This window comes from Alloacidobacterium dinghuense, assembly GCF_014274465.1.
GTDB lineage: Bacteria > Acidobacteriota > Terriglobia > Terriglobales > Acidobacteriaceae > Alloacidobacterium > Alloacidobacterium dinghuense.
In genome coordinates this window covers 5,432,774-5,455,984 of the sequence record NZ_CP060394.1, presented here as the reverse complement: position 1 = coordinate 5,455,984, position 23,211 = coordinate 5,432,774, and the positions used below count along the sequence as shown (strand labels likewise).

Below are 23,211 nucleotides of genomic sequence, written 5' to 3'. Positions count from 1 at the left end.
CGGCTTTTGGCCGGGCTTTTGCTTTTTCATGTCTAGATGGCTAGTCCTGCCAACGACGAAAAATCAATGAGCCGTTGGTGCCACCGAAACCGAAGGAATTCGACAGGGCGACATCGACCTTCGCATCCTGCGGCTTATTGGGAACATAACTCAAATGGCAGTCGGGGTCCTGATTGTCGAGATTCGTTGTCGGCGGGACTTTCTGATCAAGCATCGCCATGATGGTGATGCCTGCTTCCAGACCGCCAGCGCCCCCCAGCAGGTGTCCAGTCATAGACTTCGTCGAACTGATCAGAACCTTGCCGCTGGTTGCATATTCGCCAAAGAGCTTCTCCATCGCAGCACTCTCCAGCACATCACCAACCGGTGTAGAAGTGGCATGCGCATTCACGTAATGGATTTCATCCGGCTGAATCCCGGCGCTCTTGATCGCGTTGTTCATGGCGCGATAGCAGCCTTCGCCCTCGGGAGCCATGCTCGTGATGTGATAGGCATCGGCACTCATGCCGTAGCCGATGATCTCGGCGACGATTTTCGCACCACGGGCCTGGGCAAATTCCAGATCTTCGAGGATCAGGATGCCTGCGCCTTCGCCAACGATAAAACCGTCGCGGTCTTTATCGAAAGGACGGCAAGCGTGCTCCGGATCGTCGTTGCGCGTGGAAAGCGCGCGCATGGCCGCGAAGCCGCCCACGCCCATCGGCGTAATGGCTGCTTCCGAACCACCGGCGATCATGGCGTCGGCGTCGCCGCGCTTGATGATGTGGTAGGCATCGCCAATCGAGTGCGCGCTAGTGGTGCAGGCCGTTGCGGTGGCCTCGTTCGGCCCCTTGGCGCCGTACTTGATACTCACCTGTCCAGCTGCGAGATTAATGATCGCGGCGGGGATGAAAAAGGGCGATATCTTGCGCGGGCCACCGTTCAGCATGGCACTGTGCTCGCGCTCGATGATGTCGAACCCACCGATGCCCGAGCCGATGTGCACGCCGACGCGATCAGCATTGTCGTCCGTGATCTTGAGGCCGGACATCTCGATCGCCTCCTGCGTAGCCGCAAGAGCAAAGTGGATGAAGCGCGCCATCTTGCGCGATTCCTTCTTGTCCACGAAGTCGAGTGGATCGAAGTTCTTCACCTCGGCTGCGAAAGTGACAGAGAAACCTGTCGTATCGAAACCGGTGATGGGAGCCATCCCGCTCTTGCCTGCCAGCAGATTCTTCCAGACCTCGGGCGTCGTGTTGCCTACTCCGCACATCAGGCCGATGCCCGTAACTACCACGCGCCGTTGCAAGACTACTTGCCGCCTTTCGCGTTCTTCTCGATATAGTCGATGGCGTCCTTCACCGTCTTGATCTTTTCGGCATCTTCGTCGGGAATCTCAAGATCGAAGGCTTCTTCGAATTGCATTACAAGCTCGACTACGTCGAGCGAATCGGCGCCAAGATCTTCCTGAAAAGATGCGCTGGGCGTCACTTCGGCTTCGTCGACCTGAAGCTGTTCGACGATGATCTGCTTTACTTTATCTTCCACTGCTGCCATGCGTTTCTCCTATCCATCGATACGGCACAAAATTCGTAAATCCTTTCGGATTGGTTGGACCTTGCTTAGACACACCACAAGCACACTCCGAAATTTCAAGTCTACTGAGGCCCTAAGATCGTGTAAAGCGCGAGGCCAGTGGGAAATAGCCAAGGTCTGTGCTTTGTTTGTGTTTCGGTGGCAGTATATTCGTTATGCTTCTTGCTGTAATTTTTACTGTAGTCACCCTTTTTGTGGGGGTGGCCGTCGGCTATTGGATTCGCAATCAGAGCGTTCGAGCCGAAATTTCTGCGGAGAAGCGGAGTAGCGAAAATCTGGCGACGCAGCTGGCTCAACGCGATACTTCGCTAACGCAGGCCCTCAAGGAGACTGGGGAGTTACGGGAGGCGAAAGCCCGGCTGGATGCGGAAATCACTCAGCTTGCCGAGTTGCGAAAATCGGTTCAACAATTCGAGACAGAGCGGCGAAGCGCCAATGAGCAAATTGCCAACCTGCGGGAACAGGTGGTGCGACTCTCGACGGAACTCGGGGGAGTGCAAACCACCGCTAACGAAAAACTTGAGTTTATGACTTCCGCGCGGAAAGAGCTGTCAAATCAATTCAAGGCTTTGGCAAGCGACATTCTGGACGAGAAGTCAAAGCGGTTTACAGAACAAAATCAGGAAAATATCGGGAATTTGTTGAACCCACTCAAAGAGAAGTTTGGCGAATTTCAAGAAAAAGTGGCCTCTCTCGAAAAGGACGGCATTAAAGGCCGCACAGAATTAAGAGAGCAGATCAATAACTTGACCACACTCAATGAACGGCTCTCGCAGGAAGCAAACAACCTAGTTCAAGCACTCAAAGGATCTTCAAAGACTCAAGGCGACTGGGGAGAACTTCTTCTGGAGCAACTACTGGAGGCCGCGGGCCTGCACAAAGGGCAGGAATATCGCGTTCAGGAGAGCTTCACGCGGGAGAACCAGACTCGCGCTCGTGTGGACGTGATTCTACATCTGCCCGAAGGACGTCATCTCATTATCGACTCGAAGGTCTCTCTAAATGACTACGACGACTATTGCAGAAGTGAAGAGGAGGCCGCACGCGAGTCGGCACTAAAGCGGCATTTGGCCTCAATGCGATCGCATATCAAAGAGCTGTCTCAGAGGGAATACCAGACACTCTATGGGCTCAACTCTATCGATTTCGTCATCATGTTTGTGCCCATTGAACCCGCTTTTATGCTTGCCATGGCAAGTGAAGGCAAGTTATGGCAAGAAGGCTGGGATAAGAATGTTTTGCTTGTCAGCCGGACGACTTTGCTTTTCGTCCTCCGTACAGTAGCTCATCTCTGGAGACAGGAGCAGCAAACACGCAATGTACAAGAAATTGTACGTCGCGGTGGGGAACTCTACGAAAAACTCGTTGCCTTCATCGCGGATTTGAGCAACGTCGGCAAGAAGCTTGACGCTGCTCGGGAAAGCTACGAGGAAGCGTTTAAGAAGCTCCACACTGGCCGGGGAAGTGTAATCTGGCGCGCAGAAAAGCTTCGCGATTTAGGTATTAGGCCGGCGAAAAGCATCCCGACGACCCTGGTGGAAGCAGCCCTTGTTACGCCTGAGGAGCTAACAGCCCCGCTTTTTGACGAGCCAGAAGACAACGGCATCGACGATGCGGAATAAACCCTCCCTACTTCTTTTCGTTCTCGCCAGTAAACGATCCGGTCGAATGCAATCCGGCGGGCAGATCTGGATGGCGTTCTGCGCTCCCCTTTTCAACGCTCTCCTTCAACAAGCGCTGCTTTTCCTTCTCCCCTGCTCCTGTCAAACGCGCTTCTTGGGGCTGTACGGGTGTGTGCTCGGGTTGAACGCTGGTTGGAGAGGATCGCTTGGCTGACGCGTCTTCCTCTACTCTCTGAGTTGAATGCTTTTTCGTAGCAGCGCTTCGTGGCATGCCGCACCTCCGTGAATTCCGGGGATTCTTTCGACCTGTCTCAGTTGGATGCGCGATCAACAGGGCTGGAAAGACTGCCGGCGTTAGATGTTTTTCAGGAAATTCTCCCGAACACGATGCCATGTGGTTTCAAGGTCTTCGGGAAGAACTCGCGTTTCGCCAATGACAGTCATGAAGTTCGTATCGCCGGTCCAGCGCGGCAGCACATGCAAGTGCAGGTGCCCCGCGACTCCGGCTCCCGCCGATTTGCCCAGGTTCAGCCCCATATTGATCCCGTCCGGATGGTAAGTGTTGCTGAGAACGGTTTCGAGGCCTTGCGCAGTATCCATCACCTCATGCGCAATGCTGGCCGGCAGAGCCGCAAGCGACGCCTCATGCTCATATGGCAGCACCATCACGTGGCCCGAGGTGTAAGGAAACCGGTTAAGGACCACGTAGGTGTTGTCGCCGCGGTGCACAATGAGCGCAGCTTTCTCGGCCTTCTCAGACGGCATACCATGGATTTCGGCGTATTCGACCGCAGCTACTAGATTGCAGAAAACGCAGCCTGTGTCTCCGGGCCACGTAGATAACTCCTCGGGCACGCCCTGGCGCTTGGCATGATCGGCAGTCGTAACATAGGTGTAACGCCAGGGTGTCCACAGATGGTCCATAGGCATTGAGTATAGCGACTGATGCCGCATACTGGATTCATGTCCTCGGCAAAGCTTACTGACATTCTTGCGCGTACTTTTGGGTTTTCCTCGTTTCGCGCAAATCAGGAAGCGGTATGCCGTGCCACTGTCGACGGACACGATGTTCTCCTGGTAATGCCAACCGGAGCGGGCAAATCGCTCTGCTACCAATTGCCTGCGATCGCTCGGGGCGGAACGGCACTGGTGATCAGCCCATTGATTGCGTTAATGGACGATCAGGCGACGAAGCTCAGCCAGTTAGGGTTGAACGCAGCAAGAATCCACTCCGGCCTCGATCGGGAAAGATCACGGCAGGTTTGTCGCGAATACTTGAGCGGTGCGCTCGATTTTCTTTTCATTGCGCCGGAACGGCTGCGCGTGCCAGGCTTTCCCGAGATGCTCGCCAAGCGCAAACCCGCCCTCATCGCTATCGACGAGGCGCATTGCATCTCACAGTGGGGGCATGATTTCCGCCCCGATTATCGCCTGCTTGGCAGCTATTTGCCGGCATTGCGACCCGCTCCGATCATTGCGCTCACAGCGACCGCCACACCCGTCGTCCAGAATGATGTCGTTGCACAGCTTCAGCTGCAAGAACCGGCTCGTTTTATTCACGGCTTCCGACGCAGCAATCTGGCAGTTGAAGTCGTCGAGATCTCGAAGCCGAAGCGTTCGCAACTCGCTCTTAGCCTGCTGACCCCGAAAGAGAGACGTCCGGCAATCGTCTACGCGCCCACACGCAAAGACGCCGACACGCTGGCGCAAGAACTATCGGAGAGCTTTTCGACAGCGGCGTATCACGCCGGACTGGAGCCCGATCACCGCGAGCGCGTGCAGCGTGAATTTCTTGCTGGTCGTCTCGAAGCTGTGGTCGCGACGATTGCCTTCGGCATGGGTATCGACAAACCGGATGTGCGGACGGTCATTCATACGGCGCTTCCTGCGAGCTTAGAAGCCTACTATCAGGAGATCGGCCGCGCTGGCCGCGATGGCAAACAAAGTCGCACCATCCTGATGCACTCGTATGCCGATCGCCGGACGCATGATTTCTTCTATGAACGCGACTACCCTCCTGTCGACGAGTTGGACCTGATCTTTCGCAAGCTCGATGGAAGACCGCGCCATAGAGAGGAGCTGGCTGAGCTGTTGAAGTCAAAGCTCGATGGCGAAATATTTGCTACGGCACTCGACAAACTGATGACCCATGGTGGCGCCCGCATCGACTTCGACGGCAACGTTGTTCGAGGAGACACGGGGTGGCGGCAGCCCTATCTTTCGCAGTCAAATCAGCGCAAGGCACAGCTCGACCGCGTGATGCGCTACGCCGAATCGCACCAGTGCCGCATGGCGCAACTGGTGCGTCATTTCGGGGACGAAGACGATGGTCGCCACGCTTGCGGGCAATGCGACGTCTGCTCGCCGGAGCGGGCCATCGCTCAGCGCTTCCGGCCATTGGATGAAAACGAAAACTCATTAGTGTTCGCGGTTGTACGCGCATTGCGTTCTGGCGGATCGAAATCGACCGGCAAACTGCATCAGGATCTGTGCGCAAATAACCGCGTCAGCCGTGACCACTTTGAGGATCTGCTCGGAGCGATGAATGGCGCGGGTTTTCTAACAATCGAAGATACCAGCTTTGAAAAGGATGGCCGCAGCATCCCCTACCGCAAAGCCAGCCTGACGCGCGAAGGCGAAGAACTGGATAAGGAAGATGTCGTCAACATCCTGATGCGCGACAGTAGCGATAGCACTGTTGCGGTAACATCCAAACGCGAACGCAAGCGTAGGGAGCCAAAGCCCGAGGTCCCGCTCTCCGCCGAGGCTGCCATGTTGGAAGAAAAACTGCGCGCTTGGCGGCGCGAGGAGTCCGGCAAGTTGGGGCAGCCGGCGTTCTTTGTTTTTTCCGACCGGACGCTGCGCGCAATTGCAGCAGAGCGCCCCCGCACAGAGGAAGACTTGCTTACAGTCGACGGCATTGGTCCGGCGAAAGTGGCGAAGTTCGGCGCCGCTGTCTGCGCCATCTGCGCCGAGTAGTCAGCTCCTATTTCGCATCAGCCTCACGATTCGCAATCGATACTCTGAACAATGGTTTGGATTTCTCGGACTGTTCCATTTCGTAGGTCTGGGAGGTTTGCGCAGGGTCGTAGTCCCGCCAGAGCCAGATCATTTCTTCGGGAAATTCCGCCGCACCTTGGCCGGAGTTGTGAGTGCCCTTGCCGAAGCTGAAGTGGAAGTCATAGTCCTTCAGCTTGAGAGCGTTCGCCATGCGTATATTCGCCAGAGGCCAGCTTCCATAGCGATCGTTTTCCATGTCCTCGGCGCCATCCTGCAGCCAGACGCGGATGTTGCGCTTCGGCTCCCGCAGAACTTTTTCGGGATAGTCCTGCCCGCCGTCCGGAATATCTGGCCGCTCCTTCCACTGGATGCTGGTGAAGCTGCCGATCCAGCTGATGACGCGGCTGAACTCGTCCGGCATTTGCCATGCGGCATTGAACGAGCAGATCCCGCCCGACGAAAGCCCGGTCATGGCGTGGCTGTACGCATCTTTGCGGATGTTGTATTTAGCCTCGACTTCGGCAAGCACTTCGTCGCGCAGGAAGTGTGCGTAGCGATCACTCACCGTGTCGTAGAGCGTGCTGCGCATCGAGTCCTTGAGGGTACGGTGCCACTTGTCGGAGTAGCCTTTGACGAAGTTGTAGGTCGGCGTCCCCGGTGAGTCGGTAATGTCTCCGGGATTGATGAAGACACAAATCATTACCGGAATCTTTTTCTGCGCGATCAGGTTGTCAATCACGTTGAGCGTGGGATTGTTGCCGTCGCGGTCTGTGTATCCACCGCCATCCTGAAAAACCATGAGCGCGGCTGGCGTCTTGGGATCGTACTGGGTGGGCACGTAAATCCAGTACTCGCTCTTCATGCCGTCGTAAATCTTGCTGGTATGCACAATCTTCGGCGAAAGCGTTCCCGACGGCACACCTGGTTGCACATAAGACAATGGTCCAAATGCAGGCAGATCGAGTCTTCCGCCAAATGGCGCCCCGTTCACGATGTAGTGGAAGGAGTGTAGTCTTGCCACCGGCTCGACGTGCGCCGTCGCATACCAGAGATCTGAACCGGCAAGATGTTTCATCGGACTGCTGGAGTCAGCGTCGATTACGAGAGACGGTTCCGAAGAAGCCTGCACTGCGAAAAAGAAGTCCGGGCCATGCCCGGCCCATGCCGTTCCATCCTGCAGATTCTTCGCCTCGAAGCTGGCCTGTATTGCACCGCGCAGCTGTGGGCTATCAGACTTGGCCAAATCAATCAGTTGCGGCGCTGAGAGTTTGTCCGCAGCAAATACAGAGACGACCAGACAGAACGGTAGGAGTGCGCTTTTCCACATAGCGCGCATTCTAAAGCGATGCGAGTCTTTCAGGCGGAAACTTTCCGTTTTGCTCGATAGATCAGCCGTATTGCACTAATACCAGTGCAATACTCACCAGCCAGCCTCTGTCTTCGGCAAGAATCGTTACAGGCGCATTGCAACTCTGTGAATCTAAGGGGAATGAATTGACACTCATAGCCCACAGTTCTATGCTGGTTCTAACGGGTTTATGTGCGCGGGATTCATGCGTAGGCCCGTAATCGCCGCTCCTGCATGTTCCTGCCTGGCGGATGTTCCCAAATCGGAGACTGAGTCGTTCGATCACTTCAGCGTCTCCTCTTGAGATCTTCCGACCTGCGCCAATCATCACGGTGCGACGATTCCCGAATCTTCGCAGACCTTGCTGAATCTAAAGCTACGAGCGAAGAAATCTGCGGCGCGATGCTTGCAGGGCGGAACTTCGGAGCCGCCGACCGTGAGTCCCTACTGAGCTAGCTGTTATGGCAGACGTCCTAAATCCTGAACAAACCGAGAGCAATCCTCTGAACACCGAACTTGAAACCCCAACGCTGGAAGCAGCGACGGAGCACGCAGAGCCGTCCATCGAAACCACCCACAACCCGGAAGCCCCTTCCGCTGAAGCCGCTTTAGAAACCGAACATCCTGTTGCTGTCGCGTCGGAGCCCGTCCGTTCGATTGAGGACGAAGCCGACCTGAACAGCATGGAAGATTTCGCCGCTGTGCTCGAGTCCTTCGACCGCGAGCAGGCTGCTGAAGCAGCAGCCCAGGCGTTTGACGATAGCCATGTCGTGTCCGGCACCGTGATCAAGCTGACCGACAAGCATGTCGTCGTCGATGTCGGTTTAAAGTCGGAAGGCCTGATTCCGCTCGAGCAGGTGGTTGACCACGCCGGTCAGCCGAAACTGCACCCCGGCGACGCAGTTGAAGTCGTCATCGAGCGCGAAGAGGCCGAAGGTGGCTACCTGCTGAGCTACGAAAAGGCCCAGCGGCACCGCGTATGGGACACGATCGAGAAGGCTGCCAACGAGAAGACCATCCTGACGGGTACGGTTCTCGGACGCGTGAAGGGTGGCTTGACGGTCGATATCGGCATCAAGGCATTCCTGCCTGGTTCGCAGTTAGAGATTCGCCCGGTTCGCAATCTCGACGCCTACATCGGCCAGCAGATCGAGATCCGCGTCATCAAGCTGAATAAGAAGCGCGGTAACGTGGTCGTCTCCCGCAAGGAGATTCTGGAAGAAGAGCAGACCTCAAAGCGCTCGAAGACGCTGGAGCACCTCGAAGAGGGCAGCATCCTGACCGGGACCGTCAAGAACCTGACCGACTACGGCGCATTTGTCGACCTCGGCGGCATCGACGGCCTGCTGCACATCACCGACATGTCGTGGGGCCGTCTGACGCACCCGCGCGACCTGGTCAACGTCGCCGATGAGATCCAGGTCAAGGTCCTCAAATTCGACAAAGACAAGCAGCGCGTGTCGCTCGGCTTCAAGCAGCTGACGCCTGATCCGTGGCTCGATGCCGTCGAGCGCTATCCGATTGGCGCCCGCGTTCGTGGCCGCGTCCTCAGCGTGACCGACTACGGCGCATTCGTTGAGCTGGAGCAGGGCATCGAAGGCCTCGTCCACGTTTCGGAAATGACCTGGTCCAAGCGGATGAAGCATCCGTCGAAGCTGGTCAAGCCGGGCGACGAAGTTGAGACGGTCATCCTCGCCGTCAACCCGGGTGACCGGCGCATCTCCCTCGGCATGAAGCAGTTGCTCGAGAATCCGTGGGAGCACTTGGTCGAACGCTATCCGGCAGGCACCAATGTCGAAGGCCGCGTGCGCAACCTGACCGACTTCGGTGCTTTCATCGAGATCGAGGACGGCATCGATGGCCTTGTCCACGTCTCGAACCTGAGCTGGACCAAGCGCGTCAAGCATCCTTCGGAAGTTCTGAAGAAGGGCGAGAAGGTGAAGGCTGTTGTTCTTGGCGTAGAGCCAGAAAATCGCCGTCTCTCGCTCGGAATCAAGCAGCTGCAGCCCGACGTCTGGGAGACCTTCTTCGCTCAGCACCGTGTAGGCGATGTGGTTCACGGCAAGGTGCTGCGGTCGGCGCAGTTCGGTTCGTTCGTTGAGATTGCTGAGGGCGTTGAAGGTCTGTGCCACGTTTCCGAAGCAACCGACAACCACGGCACTCCGGTGAAGCTTGAAGCGGGGCAGGAGCACGAATTCAAGATCATCAAGATGAATCAGGATGAGAAGAAAGTCGGCCTCAGCCTCCGCGCTGTCGGCGAAGAAGCCAGCCGTGCGGAAGTCGAGTCTTACAAGCAGCCGGTTTCAAGCTCGACGACAACGCTCGGCGACCTTGTCAACTGGAAGCGCGAGCAGTAAGTTGCACTGGAACGAAACTCAAAACGCCACCCTTCGGGGTGGCGTTCCTGTTTTCAAGCAACAAAATAAATGCCTGGTCACGCTGCCCAGGGCGGGGCACCGCCGAGAATTGCCGCACCCGACATGTGGGCAACGCCATGCCACGCAGGCACATTAAAGGCCTTGTCGGGATGAACGGTGGACTCTGGACTCTCTGCATGGTGTTGATCGAGGGTGTCAACAACCATTTGCAGGGCCTGCTGGCGCTCTTCGTGCGACTTGCACTCAAAATAAAGCGCGTAATTCTGCCCGCACACTTTGCACTGAACATCAGCTGTTTCAACGGTTGCCAGGCAAAACACCTGCATAGGTTTCTCCTTCAAATCAATCAAGGCTGATCAGAACAGGGATGGATGGGGAGCCATTGCCAGCGCTGATTCTGTTTCGATGCCGCGCATCGTTTCTTGTTCTTGGATGCTGCGAAGGAGGAGGCTAGCTGTCGATAAGTGCTGTCTTCATCAATGCATTGCGAATTTTTATTTCCCCTGTCTTCCGGGGGACTGTAGATACTCCCACACGGGAGATTCGAAAATCAAGCCTTAAATCGCTCTTTTGCGAGCTTCGCCTAGATTTTCGGCAGCCAATGACGGTAACGGTCTGATTTTTCTTCGCGTAGTGAGTCCTCAATGGCCTTCTGGTAGCCACCGGTGTAGATGGAATACATCACAGCCAATGCACATCCAACGCCAAAACCGAAGCCGAAGAAGAATCCAATAATGCCGCCACTGAAGAAATCCATGCAGGCTAGTAGTCCCCGCCATCCTGGCCGTAGGCGAGGTTCTCAAATCGCGTGCATTTCGAGAGGTATGCGAGATGAACGGATCCCGTCGGGCCGTTACGCTGCTTGGCAATGATGATCTCAGCCTTGTTCTCCGTGTCCGGATCGGGCTGGCCGTTCTCATCGCGGTTGTAATAAGCCTCGCGATGAATGAAGGCAACGACGTCGGCATCCTGTTCGATCGAGCCTGATTCACGCAAGTCGGAAAGCATCGGCTTCTTATCGCCTCCACGTTGCTCCGATGCACGGCTTAGCTGAGACAGTGCAATCACCGGAACCTGTAGCTCTTTCGCCAAGGCCTTAAGTCCACGAGAAATGGCCGAGACTTCCTGCGTGCGGTTCTCATACCGCTTCGCGCCCGGCCCACCGACGCTGGCCGTCATCAGCTGCAGGTAATCAACCACAATGAGATCCAGAGACCCGTTCATCTGTCGCAGACGGCGCGCCTTGGCGCGCATTTCTGTCAGCGAAATCCCGGGAGTGTCGTCGATAAACATTTTCGATTCGGCGAGTTGTTCAAGTGCGTGCGTAAGCTTCTGTTGATCTTCGCGCAGCAGGAAGCCCTTTTGAATCTTCTGTGAGTCAACCAACGCCTGTGAGGCCAGCATGCGTCGCAGGAGCGACTCCTTCGACATTTCGAGCGAAAAGACGGCGACCACCTTTCCACCCGTCACTGCCGCGTTCTGCGCAATGTTAATAGCCCACGCCGTTTTACCCATTGACGGGCGCGCAGCGATGATAATCAACTCCGATGCCTGCAAGCCGCTTGTCATGCGGTCGAAATCGACAAAGTGTGTGGCCAGGCCGGTGACTTCACGGCCTTCTTTGTATAAATTGTCGATCGTGCCGAACGAATCGCGGACAATCTCCGGAATACTGGCGAAGCCCCGTGTAATACCGCGTTCGGTGACTTCGAGCAGCCCGCTCTCAGCGGCATTCAATACCTCAAGCGCTTCTTCGCCCTGATCAGCCGCGCGCGTGATCGCAGTCGAGCAGATGTTGATAAGCTGCCGCAAAAGGGACTTGTCCTTGACGATGCGGACGTATTCTTCAATCGAGAGGCGACGCGGCAAACCCTCCGTCAGCGAGGCTAGATAAGCGACCCCGCCGACAGCTTCGACTTCCTTTCGCTTGGCCAGTTCTTCCGAGAGGGTAACGATATCAACGGCGCGGCCCGCGTCGATCAGCTCGGCCATGCGGCCGAAGATGCGCCGGTGCGAATCGAGCGCAAAGTCATCCGCGCCAATCTTTTCCGCTGCTTCGTTATAAGAGTGGTTATCGAGCAGAATCGCGCCCAGGATTGAGCGTTCAGCGTCAATGCTCGCGGGCAATCCGCGCTCAAATGCAATGTCGGGAGTCGTGGCCATGAAGCTCTAGTTTAGGCCACTAGGATGACCAGGCATACAGCGCGAACCTAGTTGAAAACCGGGCGGTTGTGTGCATTTTTTCGCCGCAAGAAATGCAGATTTCTCGTATATCTTTCGTCTAATCGACTGGAGGCGATATCATAAGGGTAGTTGCCCTAATGCAATTATGAAGCAAATGTTTATTCGGAATTCCCTGTTCTCCCTGGCACTTTGCACTCTCGCTGGTTCGTGCTTCGCGCAAAGCCCTGTCGCCGTTACGCCCGCCACCGCGAACGCTTCGCAATCCGTTGAAATAAAAGAGATGCAGAAGCTCGAAGATCAGTGGAGCGATGCCGTCGTCAAGCGCGATCAGTACGGCTTGGAGCTGTTGCTATCGCCGCTCTACGTCGGCATCTCGGCAAGTGGTGAGGTGAGCACCCGCAACCAGCAGATCGCTCTGCTCTATACGAAGACAACAGATCCGCTCACCATGGAGCAACGGGTGATCAGTGCGCGCATGCTGGGAGATATTGCCGTCGTGAACGGCACGTACATCACGCGCCGCAAAAACGGCCCGGAGACACTAGAAGAGCGCGGTATCTTCACACACGTTTTCCAGCGCGTACGTTCGAACTGGCTCTGCATCAACTCGCAACGCACGGTCGTTGCTGAAGACTCGAGCGCGAAGCAGAAGGCTGCGAAGAAGAGCAACGCCGATCTGCCCTTCCACGTTCCGTTCCTTTTCAAAGGCGCTGATTCCGCCAAGCAACAACCGGCGCCACCCCCGGGTGACCCGCAGACAGCTCAGCAGCAGCAACAGCCACAACAGTAAAGAAAAAAGCCCGCGCAAAGCGGGCTTGATCGCTTTAGCCGTAAGCGGCGCTCTATTTCCCGCCGTTCAAGTTCACCAAGTGCACCTGAAGGATCGCATCTACCCCGCGCAATTCCTCAAGCGCAGCATCGGTAATTGCTCCGTCTATCTGGACAACGGCAAGCGCATTTCCCTGGGGCACGCGACGGCTGCTGTCTGAGCGACCTAATGCAAAGTTGGCAATGTTCACCTGGTGATCGCCGAGAATCGTGCCTACGCGCCCGATCACGCCGGGTACGTCTCGATTGTGAATCGTAAGCAGTGCCCCCTGCAATGGCGCTTCAATGTCGATACCGTCAAGACTTAGCAGCCGCGCCGAAACGCCATGCAGGACCGAGGCGCTGGCCGTGAAATCGGAATGCGGCGTATGCAGCGTCAGTTTCAACACACTGCCAGCGCCGCCGTTGGTTGCTTCCTTTTTCTCTTCGTGAATGCGGATACCGCGCTCAGCTGCAATCGCAGCGGCATTAATGCGATTCACGCTCTCCGAGTGACCGAGAATGCCGGCGATCGCACTGTTGCGGATCAGCTCGGTCTTGCCCTCAGCGACGCGCCCACTGTACGAAAGCTCGATGCTCTCGATACCGCTCTCGGGAAATTGAGCAAGAAAGGTTCCAAGGCGCCCTGCCATTTCGATGTATGGCGCAACCTCGAGATACTCCTCATGCGAGAGTGAGGGCAGGTTCACCGCATTCTGCACCACGCCCAGCTTCAGATATTCGCGCACTTGCAATGCGATCTGCACGCCGACAGCCTCCTGAGCTTCTGCGGTAGATCCCGCGATGTGCGGCGTGAGAATGACATTTTCCAGTCCAAAGAACGGCGAGTTCTTCGGCGGCTCCTGGTGGAAGACGTCGAGAGCCGCACCAGCAATATGGCCGCTCTTCAGCGCTTCAGCCAAAGCCTCTTCGATAATCAATTCGCCGCGGGCGCAATTGATTATGCGCACGCCTTTCTTCATTGTCGCAATGGTCTTTTCGTTGATGATGCCCGTAGTCTGCGGAGTGAATCCGACATGCAGCGTCAGATAATCGGACTCACGGAAGAGCTCCTCAGCAGTGACGAGCCTGATTGCGTTCTCACGCGCAACAGCAGCCGAAACAAAGGGATCGTGGCCGATCAGTTCCATGCCAAAGGCGCGCGCGCGTCGTGCTACTTCAAGTCCGATGCGGCCCAGTCCGAGAATGCCGAACTTTTTGCCGCGCAACTCCGTTCCCTGAAGCGATTTCTTCTCCCACTTGCCGGCATGCATGGTTGCGTTGGCTTTGGGCAGCATGCGCCCAAGAGACAGCATCAGCGCAATCGTAAGCTCTGCGACCGCGACGGCATTGGCTCCGGGTGTGTTCATCACCACAATGCCGCGTCGCGTTGCAGCGTCTGCGTCAATATTGTCTACGCCGACACCAGCGCGGCCGATCACCCGCAGCTTTGGAGCCGAAGCCAGCAACGCATCATCTACCTGAACCGCAGAACGCACAACGAGGCCGTCAGCATCGGCAAGCGATTCCGGCAAATTTGTGATCTGGTCATGCGTAAGAATTTGCCAGTCAGCTTCCGTCTTGAAAACAGCAAGCGTGGCAGGAGAAACCTTTTCAGCGAGAACGATCTTCATCTTGCTCCTTGAATGGTTAACCTCAACAATGCTGTCGTCCTGAGCGGAGTGAAGGATCTGCTTTATTTGTCGTTTTACAGGCCGACGAAGCGTAAAAAGCAGATCCTTCGACACGCGCCTCCGGCGCTTCGCTCAGGATGACAAATGATGGGAGGGTTTACCTTGCGCCAACAGCCTCCAGCTTTTCCGATGCAGGCTTCGCGGTCCGCTCGACATAGGCTTTCTGCGCGACGGCCAGTGCCTTGCCGAACTCGAAGCCCGGCAGCTTGAGGGACGATGCCGCAACCTGCTCCAGTGCACCAACGATTGCGATGGTGTCCATGTAATCAAAGAAGCCGATGTGAGCAATGCGGAAGATTTGCCCCTTCATCTCGCCCTGTCCGTTCGTAATGACAGCAGCGAAACGGCTCTTCAACTCTTTGACGACCACACCGGAATCGACCCCATCCGGCGGCAGAACTGCAGTGGCCGCAGCCGCTGGCGCGTCAGGAGCAAACAGCTTCAGCCCCAGCGCTTCGACTGCCGCGCGCGTCATGGCTGCGCAGGTCTCCGCGTTATCGACCAGAGCCTTGCGTCCGACGGCCAAATCGCCTCCACCCTGTGCGGCAATGTAATCAAGCGCCGCGCCGAGCGCGGCAATCAGCGCCACGGCTGGTGTATACGCCGACTCGCCATTCTTCGCGTTCTTGCGCTCTTTACGCAGATCAAAGTAGTAGCGTGGATTGCGCGAGGATTCCATCGCCTGCCACGCGCGATCGCTCACGGAGAGATAAGACAAACCCGGCGGAATCATCACCGCCTTTTGCGAGCCGCCGATCATGATATCGACGCCCCAGGTGTCCACATCGAAGTGGGTTGTGCCCAGGCCGGTGATTGCATCGACCACAAGCAACGAATTGCTGTTCGCGGTCTTCAGCAACGCGGCAACACCCTGCACATCATGCCGTACGCCGGTCGATGACTCCGTGGCCTGCATGAACACGGCGCGGGTCTCGGTCTTCAGTGCCTTACGAACCTCATCGAGCGAAAAGGTTTGTCCATAAGGAACCTTAACCACATCGACAGAGCAGCCGAAGGCCTTGGCCAACGCCTCCCAGCGCTCGCCGAATTTTCCAGCCGAGAGCACCAGCACACGGTCGCCAGGCGAAGTCAGATTCGAGACGGACGCTTCCATCGCGCCGGTTCCGGACGAGGCGAGCAGCAGCACGTCATTCTTCGTCCCCACAAATGTCTTCAGCTGGTCCAGCACGCGAAGATACAGAGCACGGAACTCGGGCGTGCGGTGGTGGATATCGGCTGCGGCCATCGCGAACTGAGCTGCGGGGAGCAGGGGCGTTGGGCCGGGCGTAAAGAGGCGCGTTTTGCGAATCATGGTCTCGAAATCCTCCCCTTCATTGTAGCGAGAGGCCCGCAAACGCGTTTCTTTTTATAATGAGGAGTTTGGGCATTTCCCGACTGGAGTCAAAGAACGTGAGTCTTACCCAGCAAGTCGAAAAAGATATCGTTGCCGCCATGAAAGCGCGTGAAGCTGAGCGCCTTTCAACGTTGCGCATGGTGAAAACCGCTTTCAAAAACAAGGAGATCGAGAAGCGCGAGCCGCTTACCGACGCCGAGGCGCAGCAGATTCTAACCACGCTCATCAAGCAGCGACGCGAGTCCGTCGAGCAGTTCACCAAAGGCAACCGCCCGGAGCTGGCAGCGAAGGAGCAGGCAGAGATCGTGTTGATCGAAGGCTATATGCCGAAGGCCGCTAGCGAAGATGACATCAAAAAGATCGTGGACGAAGCCCTCGCGGGACAGCACCTCAGTCCGAAAGACATGGGTACCGCCATGAAGGCTGTACAGGCGCGCATTCAGGCGTCTGGACTTCGCGCGGATGGACGGCAGGTGAGTGAGATTGTGAAAGCGAAGCTGGCTCAATAAATGCGAATTGCCAAAGTCGGTCGTGTTGCACTCAGGCTATTTTTGAACATTCTTGCTGTTTGGATAGGAGTAGCAATTGTCAGTAGTGCGCTTGGACGTCATCTTTGGCATCCTCGATCGATTCAGGCGATGCTGCAGGTTTCATACAGCTATGACATAGCTGCCTCGCTCATCCTGGGATTCGTCGTCTACAGATGTTTCAAGTCAGAGGCTGCCAAGTGGATATGGGTTATCTTTAGCGCTTTATTTCTCTTTCGCGTGTCGATGCTTTTGGGCAGTTCATCTTCTCTGTGGGCGCAGATATCAGGGCTGGGCTGCGTTAATGGGATGCGCGATCCAGGCTGCATGAATTGGTTTCTCTTCACGACGCACTTCGTGCGTGGATCAGCGTATTCAGCTGGCGCATGGATTTGTTATCGACTCAAGCCTGTTGGTCCTTCACCTCTGGAGGATGCGTTTCTAGGAAGGTTTCGTAAACCCAAGTGGGAGTCTGAAGGTAATTCTTGAAAAGAAGGGCAGACTCTCAAGTCGTCATTCTGACGACCAAAGGAGGAAGAATCTCAGCGATGTCAGCTAATGCAGATGCGCTGAGATTCCTCGCTACGCTCGGAATGACGATCCCGTAGTGAGATGTACAACTCACTCCACAGAAACCGACCGCCAAAGATCAATCCCGCTATCCTTGGCGTGCTGATCGATCTCCTTCAATTCCTGCGCGGAAAACTCCAGCTTCTTCAGCGAATCCAGAGAGTCATCCAACTGCGCCACATTACGCGCACCAATAAGGGCCGACGTCACCCGAGAATCGCGCAGAGCCCATGCGATCGCCATCTGTGCGAGCGTCTGGCCGCGCGATTCGGCAATCTTGTGCAGCGCTCGTACACGGCTTAGGTTCTCTTCCGACAAAAAATTCTTGCTGAAGCTGCTGTTGTCAAGTTGCACGCGTGAGGCTTCCGGCACGCCGTTCAAATACTTGTTCGTCAGCAGTCCCTGTGCCAGCGGCGAAAATGCGATGCAGCCCACGCCAAGTTCATCGAGCGTGTCGAGCAGCCCGTTTTCAATCCAGCGATTCAGCATGGAATACGACGGCTGGTGAATCAGCAGCGGCACACCTTCCGAGCGCAGAATCTCAAACGCCTTGCGTGTGCGCTCCGGCCCATACGATGAGATGCCAACGTAGAGAGCCTTGCCCTGTCGCACAATCTGCGCCAGCGCACCCATCGTCTCTTCGAGTGGCACATTGTCCCAAGGCCGATGCGAGTAGAAGATGTCCACATACTCCAAACCCATGCGCTTGAGGCTCTGATCGAGAGACGCGATCAGATACTTCCGCGATCCGCCGATGCCGTAGGGCCCCGGCCACATGTCCCATCCCGCCTTCGACGAAATGATCAGCTCATCGCGAAGATCGCAAAAATCCTTTTTCAAAATCAGGCCGAAATTTTCTTCCGCCGAGCCATAGGGCGGCCCATAGTTATTCGCCAGATCGAAATGCGTTACACCGCGGTCGAAGGCGCGGCGAATCACTGCGCGGCCCGTCTCAAAAACGTCCGCACCGCCAAAGTTTTGCCACAGCCCCAGTGAGATAGGTGGTAGGACGATCCCTGAACGCCCACAGCGACGAAACTCTGCCTGCTCGTAGCGTTTAGGGTCGGGCTGATAGGTCATAGAATTCTCCTCATCAAGCGATCTTTGTCTGGATCATACGTTTCTGATGGCTACTGTTCTGCGACCGCAACAGCTTGTAAACAGAGCATGAAAAACGAGACGCAAGAACAAGCGATATCTGACGGCAGCTATAATTTCGGTACTATCTGGAGGACGAAACTGTGCGTAAGTTACCCTTAGCGCTTGTGCTTTCCATTGCTGTGACTGCCCTGGCGGCAGCCACTTCAGTCTACAGCTTCACTATGAAGTCCATTGATGGAAAGCCGGTATCACTGTCCGACTACCACGGCAAAGTCCTCATGCTGGTCAATGTTGCGAGCAAGTGTGGCTTCACTCCCCAATACACAGCGCTCGAATCGCTCTACGAGAAATACAAAGATCAGGGATTGGTCATCGTTGGCATCCCCGCGAATAACTTCGGCGGACAGGAGCCGGGCACGAACGAGGAGATCAAGAAGTTCTGCAGCAGCAAGTACAACGTGTCGTTCCCGATGATGTCCAAAGTCTCGGTGCTGGGCGATGACAAGACACCTCTTTACGTCTTCCTGACAGACAAGACCACCGATCCTCAATTCAGTGGTGACATCAAGTGGAACTTCACCAAGTTTCTCTTCGATCGCAACGGCAAGCCGGTGGCGCGCTTTGAGCCGAATGTCACTCCGGATTCGCCGCAGGTCGTAGCGGCTGTCGAATCAGCGCTGAAGCAGTAGCCTTTTCGAACCGGTCGAGGCGCTTGAGAGATGAGCACGAACCGCCGTACCTTCCTGAAGCTGCTCAGCTCGAGCGCTCTGACTGCAACCTTTCCGGCAAGCATCAGCCGCGCACTACAAATTCCCGCCAGCAACCGAACCGGGACAATCGCTGATGTCGAGCACATTGTCATCTTGATGCAGGAGAACCGATCTTTCGATCATTACTTCGGCACATTACGCGGGGTCCGCGGCTTCGGCGATCCGCGAGCAGTAACGCTGCCGTCGGGAAAATCTGTCTGGCACCAGCCGCATGGCGACTCGCACATTCTGCCCTTCCATCCGGGAGCGCCGAATCTTGGCCTGCAATTTCTTGAAGACTTACCGCACGACTGGACGACCACGCAGCAGGCGCGCAACAACGGGCACTACGACCAGTGGATTCCTGCCAAGGGCGAGACGACCATGGCGTATCTGGTGCGCGCAGACATCCCCTATCACTACGCCCTGGCCGATGCCTTCACCATATGCGACGCCTATCACTGCTCGCTGCTCGGCCCGACCGACCCTAACCGCTACCACATGTGGACAGGCTGGGTCGGCAACGACGGCCAGGGAGGTGGCCCGGTCGTCGACAACGCCGAGGCGGGCTATACCTGGTCAACGTTTCCCGAGCGTCTCGAAGCTGCAGGCATCAGTTGGAAGATTTACCAGGACCTTGGCAACGGACTCACCGCCAAAGAAGAGTGGGGCTCAACCAAAGACGCCTACATCGGGACATACGGCGACAGTTCGCTCCTCTTCTTCCGCCAGTATCAGAACGCGGAGCCGGGCTCTGCCCTCCATGATTGCGCGAAGACCGGAACCCAAATCGCAAATGGTGGTTCGCTCTTCGACGACTTTCGCAAAGATGTGGTCTCCGGCAATCTGCCCCAGGTCTCGTGGATTGTCGCGCCTGAGGCCTACACGGAGCACCCCAACTGGCCCGCAAACTACGGCGCATGGTACGTCTCGCAGATCCTCGATGCCCTCACGTCAAGCCCAGAAGTTTGGAGCAAGACGGTGTTCTTCCTGACCTATGACGAAAACGATGGCTTCTTCGATCACATAGTCCCGCCGGTTCCGCCAATGTTACGTTCTCATGGCCTTTCGACCGTCGATACCTCGCACGAAATATTTCCCGGGCACGGCAAACATCCGGCAGGACCATACGGTCTTGGAATTCGCGTTCCAATGCTCGTAATCTCGCCCTGGAGCAAGGGTGGCTGGGTCAATTCGCAGGTATTTGACCATACTTCGCTGATCCGTTTCATCGAAGAGCGTTTTCGTCCGGACCACCCTGAGTTGTTGGAGACCAACATCACGCCTTGGCGGCGCGCCGTTTGCGGCGACCTGACCTCGGCCTTCGATTTCAGCGCACCGGACAGCGCAAGTATTTCGCTGCCTCCGACCATTGCCTACGTGTCGCCTGACAATAAGCGCTATCCCGACTACAAGCCGGCCCCGCCCCATGAACAAGCCATGCCTGCGCAGGAAGCGGGAACGCGACCGGCCCGCGCTCTGCCTTATGAACTGAATGTTTTTGGCGAAGCCGATGGATCCGGCCAGTTTTCCCTTCAACTCGTCAACACTGGAAAAGTGGCAGCGATCTTTCAGGTTCGCTCCGGTCACCCTGGGATCAATCCGCGAACTTACACGGTCGCACCAAATACAAGGCCTTCCGACGGCTGGATATTTAAAGGGAACAGTCCATACGATCTATCCGTTTATGGCCCAAACGGATTTCTTCGCGCTTTCAAAGGAAGTTTGGCAGGAACGAGCAAAGCCGCAATAGAAACTGCCATCTCTTACGACGTTCCCGGCAGCGGGGTTGTCTTCACTGCCAAAAATCGCGGTGCGGCAGTTTGCAATGTGCGTCTGGTCGACGCATACACACGGAAGACGCTTGCTCACTCCATCGAACCGGGCGAAGAATGGCAGCAAACGTGGCCTCTCAAGGACACATTCGGTTGGTATGACTTAACAGTGGAAGCCGAGAGCGATCTCAGCTTCCGTCACCAGTTAGCAGGACACCTGGAAACAGGAAAGGACAGCACAAGCGATCCCGCGATCGGTGCGGTCAGGACGTAGAAGAGCGCTCTACACAGGAACAGGAACCAGCAGCGTACGGCTTGCGACGCTCGTCAGTCCATCCAGCGAATCCATAAAAGCTGAAGATAATCCCGGCTCAGGCCGCAGATGCCAGAGGATTTCCGCATTGTTCCAGGCGGACTCGCGAGCCGCAGTTACACTCCAGGACGCAAGCGTATCTTCAAGATGCGATATAGCAGGAAGCGGATCGCCTAGCAGCCGAACATGAAGTGTCTGCTTTGCAGATTCGACCAGGCTGTCCAGCGATGTATTCAGCCCCGTGTAGTCGGCATACTGGGTCCCGCCATGTTGCGGAACTGTGCCAGTTACCGCACACGTGGCGACAATCGCCTCCGGCAGGTCGTGATTGATGTGGGCATTGATCCCCGCAAGCGCAAACTGAATGCGGGCGATCTGGACCTGACTGCGATGCTCGAACAGTGCCTGCCAGCAGTCCGGAGTCGCCTGCCCTGAAAGAGATGAAGCAAGGGCACCGAAATACAGCTTGGCGAACTGGACGTCCAACTCAGCAAGCCATGACGGATCGGCAAATCCTCCGGCTGCGATCCGAGCTTCGACAGCATTCGTGACCTGGAGATAGAGCCAGTTAAACCATTTCAGTCCATCTCCATCGATGCAGGTGGCTTCGATGTTCTGCATGATCTGGAGAACATCGGCCACGGAGTTGGGGACCAGTTGCACCGCTTTCAGCAAGGTCGAATCGTAAGGAAACATGCGTCCGCATTATAGCGACGCAGTCACCCAGCGGCTCAACTTTCCCGCACGACCTTGACGAACACGCCGTCCGGCAGCTCGCCTTCGAGCAGGTGTACCACTCCGCCCTTCACAAACCCCCGCAGCGTCTGCGACTTGGCTGCAGGAGCCTGCTGCGGGCGTCCCATCCCGCGATCCATCGCCTCGTTCGCCAGCTGGTCGGCGCGGCGGTTCTTCTCTCGCAGAACGTGCTGGATGTGAAAGCCGCCGAGCCGCGCAATGCGTCTGCGGGCTTCTTCATACAAGGGTCGCAGCTCAGGGCTGTTAACGCGGTATTGTCCCTTGATCTGCTTCACCAAAAGCTCGGAATCGGCTACTGCCTTCAAATGTGTATGCCCCTGCTCCAAAGCGAAATCAAGAGCTGCCAAAAGGGCCGAATATTCGGCAAAATTGTTCGTCTTCTTGCCCAAGAACTCACTTAATTCGGCGACTTTCGCGCCATTTTCGTCCTGGATATAAACGCCGTATCCCGCCGGACCCGGATTGCCGCGCGAGCCGCCATCGCAAAAGGCGGTGATCCAGCTCGATTTTTCCGCATCCGGGCTGGGAAACAGATTTCCTGCAGAGGTCATGAGCCGAGTTTAATTCACCCCAGCACGCGAAAACCGCGCGCGCCGGGAACCCCGGTAAACGGAAATGCAAAACCACCGCCGCTCCGCTAACGAAAGTCCTTGGGATTCGTCTATTTAGGTGCATTTGCTATCGCATCCCTGGAGCAGTCAAGAGCATGGCAGCAGACGCACTTCGAATCTCCGTACCCGTAACGGCTACTGCGCACGAAAACGGGCGGGCGATACAATCCTCGCAGCGAATGGCCACGGATGTACGCGACCGAACCACCGAAACTGAGCTGATTCGTGAAGCCCAACAGGGTTCGCGGGCAGCCTTTGACCTGCTGGTGCGTCAATATGATCAGGCGGTGTTGCGGCTGGCCCTGCATCTCACTGGATCTGAGCAGGACGCGCAGGACATCCATCAGGAAGCCTTCTTGAAGGCTTACCGGTATCTCGGTAATTTCCGGTTCGAGTGCTCGTTTTATACCTGGATATACCGCATCGTTACGAACCTGTGTCTCGACCAGTTGCGCAGGCGCAAGGCCCGGCGCGAAGACCCGTCTGTGATGATCGATGCTTCAGGGGAAGAACTGGACCTGCTCAGCAATGTGAGCGACGAGCGCGCAGGCGCAAATCCAGACCGCGAGTTGCAGCGCAAGATTCTGGGCCAGCGCATTCAGGCGGCGCTCGAAAAGCTGACGCCGCGGGAGCGCATGGTCTTTGAGCTGAAGCACTACCAGGGGCTGAAGCTGAGAACGATCGGCGAAATGCTGAACACGACGGAAGAGACAGCGAAGAACACGCTCTTCCGTGCAACAAGAAAACTAAGAGCAAATCTGGCGGAAATACGCTAGATCCATCCACCGCAAGAGCGTTGTTGCGCAGTCTAAGTAAGTAAGGGGCTCAACGAGAAGCTCCCGCAGTA

Annotated in this window: 21 protein-coding genes; 8 read left to right on the top strand and 13 right to left on the bottom strand. The window is 56.4% G+C overall.

Annotated features, from left to right (window positions below; translation table 11 throughout):
• Window positions 1-40: 40 nt before the first annotated feature.
• A complete protein-coding gene (gene fabF / locus H7849_RS22830; RefSeq protein ID WP_186742794.1) occupies window positions 41-1,288 on the bottom strand; it encodes a beta-ketoacyl-ACP synthase II in 1,248 nt (415 codons plus the stop codon).
• A gap of 2 nt (window positions 1,289-1,290) precedes the next feature.
• Window positions 1,291-1,536, bottom strand: coding sequence for an acyl carrier protein (gene acpP / locus H7849_RS22825; RefSeq protein ID WP_186742793.1), 246 nt, complete (start codon window positions 1,534-1,536; stop codon window positions 1,291-1,293).
• Between the two features lie 533 nt (window positions 1,537-2,069).
• On the opposite strand from acpP, the gene H7849_RS22820 reads away from it, so the two are divergent.
• Window positions 2,070-3,197, top strand: a complete 1,128-nt coding sequence (locus H7849_RS22820) for a DNA recombination protein RmuC (RefSeq protein ID WP_186742791.1) — start codon at window positions 2,070-2,072, stop codon at window positions 3,195-3,197.
• Window positions 3,198-3,204: 7 nt separating this feature from the next.
• Here the strand turns inward: H7849_RS22820 and H7849_RS22815 are convergent, their stop codons facing one another.
• Window positions 3,205-3,468, bottom strand: coding sequence for a hypothetical protein (locus H7849_RS22815; protein WP_186742789.1), 264 nt, complete (start codon window positions 3,466-3,468; stop codon window positions 3,205-3,207).
• An 83-nt stretch (window positions 3,469-3,551) separates the two neighbouring features.
• The gene (locus H7849_RS22810; RefSeq protein WP_349627437.1) at window positions 3,552-4,151 is read right to left on the bottom strand and encodes an HIT family protein; all 600 of its coding nucleotides are present in this window, start codon (window positions 4,149-4,151) and stop codon (window positions 3,552-3,554) included.
• A gap of 9 nt (window positions 4,152-4,160) precedes the next feature.
• Here H7849_RS22810 and H7849_RS22805 point away from each other — a divergent pair, with 9 nt between their 5' ends.
• Window positions 4,161-6,176 carry a RecQ family ATP-dependent DNA helicase gene (locus tag H7849_RS22805; RefSeq protein WP_251106423.1) on the top strand — a complete coding sequence of 672 codons (2,016 nt, stop codon included), beginning with the start codon at window positions 4,161-4,163 and terminating at the stop codon, window positions 6,174-6,176.
• Between the two features lie 7 nt (window positions 6,177-6,183).
• Here the strand turns inward: H7849_RS22805 and H7849_RS22800 are convergent, their stop codons facing one another.
• Entirely contained in the window at window positions 6,184-7,524 is a 1,341-nt protein-coding gene (locus H7849_RS22800; RefSeq protein ID WP_186742784.1) for an alpha/beta hydrolase, read from the bottom strand.
• 482 nt (window positions 7,525-8,006) lie between these two features.
• Between H7849_RS22800 and H7849_RS22795 the strand changes: the two genes are divergently transcribed.
• A complete protein-coding gene (locus tag H7849_RS22795; protein ID WP_186742782.1) occupies window positions 8,007-9,902 on the top strand; it encodes a 30S ribosomal protein S1 in 1,896 nt (631 codons plus the stop codon).
• Window positions 9,903-9,979: 77 nt separating this feature from the next.
• Here the strand turns inward: H7849_RS22795 and H7849_RS22790 are convergent, their stop codons facing one another.
• From H7849_RS22790 to dnaB, 3 genes are all read right to left on the bottom strand, one after another.
• Window positions 9,980-10,249 (bottom strand): hypothetical protein, encoded by a 270-nt coding sequence (locus H7849_RS22790; protein ID WP_186742780.1) that lies wholly within the window; start codon window positions 10,247-10,249, stop codon window positions 9,980-9,982.
• Window positions 10,250-10,506: 257 nt separating this feature from the next.
• Window positions 10,507-10,680 carry a hypothetical protein gene (locus tag H7849_RS22785; protein ID WP_186742778.1) on the bottom strand — a complete coding sequence of 58 codons (174 nt, stop codon included), beginning with the start codon at window positions 10,678-10,680 and terminating at the stop codon, window positions 10,507-10,509.
• A 5-nt stretch (window positions 10,681-10,685) separates the two neighbouring features.
• Window positions 10,686-12,086 carry a replicative DNA helicase gene (gene dnaB / locus H7849_RS22780; protein ID WP_186742777.1) on the bottom strand — a complete coding sequence of 467 codons (1,401 nt, stop codon included), beginning with the start codon at window positions 12,084-12,086 and terminating at the stop codon, window positions 10,686-10,688.
• A 301-nt stretch (window positions 12,087-12,387) separates the two neighbouring features.
• Here dnaB and H7849_RS22775 point away from each other — a divergent pair, with 301 nt between their 5' ends.
• A complete protein-coding gene (locus H7849_RS22775; RefSeq protein ID WP_186742775.1) occupies window positions 12,388-12,897 on the top strand; it encodes a nuclear transport factor 2 family protein in 510 nt (169 codons plus the stop codon).
• 52 nt (window positions 12,898-12,949) lie between these two features.
• Here H7849_RS22775 and serA read toward each other — a convergent pair whose 3' ends face one another.
• Window positions 12,950-14,548 (bottom strand): phosphoglycerate dehydrogenase, encoded by a 1,599-nt coding sequence (gene serA, locus H7849_RS22770; protein WP_186742773.1) that lies wholly within the window; start codon window positions 14,546-14,548, stop codon window positions 12,950-12,952.
• A gap of 157 nt (window positions 14,549-14,705) precedes the next feature.
• On the bottom strand, window positions 14,706-15,920 hold the full coding sequence (locus H7849_RS22765) for a pyridoxal-phosphate-dependent aminotransferase family protein (RefSeq protein WP_186742772.1): 1,215 nt from the start codon (window positions 15,918-15,920) through the stop codon (window positions 14,706-14,708).
• A gap of 98 nt (window positions 15,921-16,018) precedes the next feature.
• On the opposite strand from H7849_RS22765, the gene H7849_RS22760 reads away from it, so the two are divergent.
• Window positions 16,019-16,471, top strand: a complete 453-nt coding sequence (locus H7849_RS22760) for a GatB/YqeY domain-containing protein (protein WP_186742770.1) — start codon at window positions 16,019-16,021, stop codon at window positions 16,469-16,471.
• 639 nt (window positions 16,472-17,110) lie between these two features.
• On the opposite strand, the gene mgrA is transcribed toward H7849_RS22760, so the two are convergent.
• Window positions 17,111-18,139, bottom strand: a complete 1,029-nt coding sequence (mgrA, locus tag H7849_RS22755; RefSeq protein ID WP_186742768.1) for an L-glyceraldehyde 3-phosphate reductase — start codon at window positions 18,137-18,139, stop codon at window positions 17,111-17,113.
• A gap of 161 nt (window positions 18,140-18,300) precedes the next feature.
• On the opposite strand from mgrA, the gene H7849_RS22750 reads away from it, so the two are divergent.
• Together H7849_RS22750 and H7849_RS22745 are read left to right on the top strand one after the other, a co-directional pair.
• Window positions 18,301-18,849: a glutathione peroxidase gene (locus H7849_RS22750; protein WP_285288911.1), complete on the top strand. Its 549-nt coding sequence runs from the start codon at window positions 18,301-18,303 to the stop codon at window positions 18,847-18,849.
• 30 nt (window positions 18,850-18,879) lie between these two features.
• Window positions 18,880-20,958 carry a phosphocholine-specific phospholipase C gene (locus H7849_RS22745; RefSeq protein WP_186742766.1) on the top strand — a complete coding sequence of 693 codons (2,079 nt, stop codon included), beginning with the start codon at window positions 18,880-18,882 and terminating at the stop codon, window positions 20,956-20,958.
• Between the two features lie 9 nt (window positions 20,959-20,967).
• On the opposite strand, the gene H7849_RS22740 is transcribed toward H7849_RS22745, so the two are convergent.
• The gene (locus tag H7849_RS22740; RefSeq protein WP_186742764.1) at window positions 20,968-21,693 is read right to left on the bottom strand and encodes a DUF5995 family protein; all 726 of its coding nucleotides are present in this window, start codon (window positions 21,691-21,693) and stop codon (window positions 20,968-20,970) included.
• Window positions 21,694-21,728: 35 nt separating this feature from the next.
• On the bottom strand, window positions 21,729-22,304 hold the full coding sequence (locus tag H7849_RS22735; protein WP_186742762.1) for a ribonuclease HI family protein: 576 nt from the start codon (window positions 22,302-22,304) through the stop codon (window positions 21,729-21,731).
• A gap of 155 nt (window positions 22,305-22,459) precedes the next feature.
• Here H7849_RS22735 and H7849_RS22730 point away from each other — a divergent pair, with 155 nt between their 5' ends.
• Complete coding sequence (locus H7849_RS22730) at window positions 22,460-23,140, top strand: RNA polymerase sigma factor (RefSeq protein ID WP_186742761.1); 681 nt, start codon at window positions 22,460-22,462, stop codon at window positions 23,138-23,140.
• Window positions 23,141-23,211 lie beyond the last annotated feature (71 nt).

Coding starts and splice junctions, on each gene's coding strand:
- acpP (WP_186742793.1), bottom strand. CDS start 1,536: ATGGCAGCAGTGGAAGATAAAGTAAAGCAGATCATCGTCGAACAGCTT.
- H7849_RS22815 (WP_186742789.1), bottom strand. CDS start 3,468: ATGCCACGAAGCGCTGCTACGAAAAAGCATTCAACTCAGAGAGTAGAG.
- H7849_RS22810 (WP_349627437.1), bottom strand. CDS start 4,151: ATGCGGCATCAGTCGCTATACTCAATGCCTATGGACCATCTGTGGACA.
- H7849_RS22805 (WP_251106423.1), top strand. CDS start 4,161: ATGTCCTCGGCAAAGCTTACTGACATTCTTGCGCGTACTTTTGGGTTT.
- H7849_RS22800 (WP_186742784.1), bottom strand. CDS start 7,524: ATGTGGAAAAGCGCACTCCTACCGTTCTGTCTGGTCGTCTCTGTATTT.
- H7849_RS22795 (WP_186742782.1), top strand. CDS start 8,007: ATGGCAGACGTCCTAAATCCTGAACAAACCGAGAGCAATCCTCTGAAC.
- H7849_RS22790 (WP_186742780.1), bottom strand. CDS start 10,249: ATGCAGGTGTTTTGCCTGGCAACCGTTGAAACAGCTGATGTTCAGTGC.
- H7849_RS22785 (WP_186742778.1), bottom strand. CDS start 10,680: ATGGATTTCTTCAGTGGCGGCATTATTGGATTCTTCTTCGGCTTCGGT.
- dnaB (WP_186742777.1), bottom strand. CDS start 12,086: ATGGCCACGACTCCCGACATTGCATTTGAGCGCGGATTGCCCGCGAGC.
- H7849_RS22775 (WP_186742775.1), top strand. CDS start 12,388: ATGCAGAAGCTCGAAGATCAGTGGAGCGATGCCGTCGTCAAGCGCGAT.
- serA (WP_186742773.1), bottom strand. CDS start 14,548: ATGAAGATCGTTCTCGCTGAAAAGGTTTCTCCTGCCACGCTTGCTGTT.
- H7849_RS22765 (WP_186742772.1), bottom strand. CDS start 15,920: ATGATTCGCAAAACGCGCCTCTTTACGCCCGGCCCAACGCCCCTGCTC.
- mgrA (WP_186742768.1), bottom strand. CDS start 18,139: ATGACCTATCAGCCCGACCCTAAACGCTACGAGCAGGCAGAGTTTCGT.
- H7849_RS22745 (WP_186742766.1), top strand. CDS start 18,880: ATGAGCACGAACCGCCGTACCTTCCTGAAGCTGCTCAGCTCGAGCGCT.
- H7849_RS22740 (WP_186742764.1), bottom strand. CDS start 21,693: ATGTTTCCTTACGATTCGACCTTGCTGAAAGCGGTGCAACTGGTCCCC.
- H7849_RS22735 (WP_186742762.1), bottom strand. CDS start 22,304: ATGACCTCTGCAGGAAATCTGTTTCCCAGCCCGGATGCGGAAAAATCG.
- H7849_RS22730 (WP_186742761.1), top strand. CDS start 22,460: ATGGCAGCAGACGCACTTCGAATCTCCGTACCCGTAACGGCTACTGCG.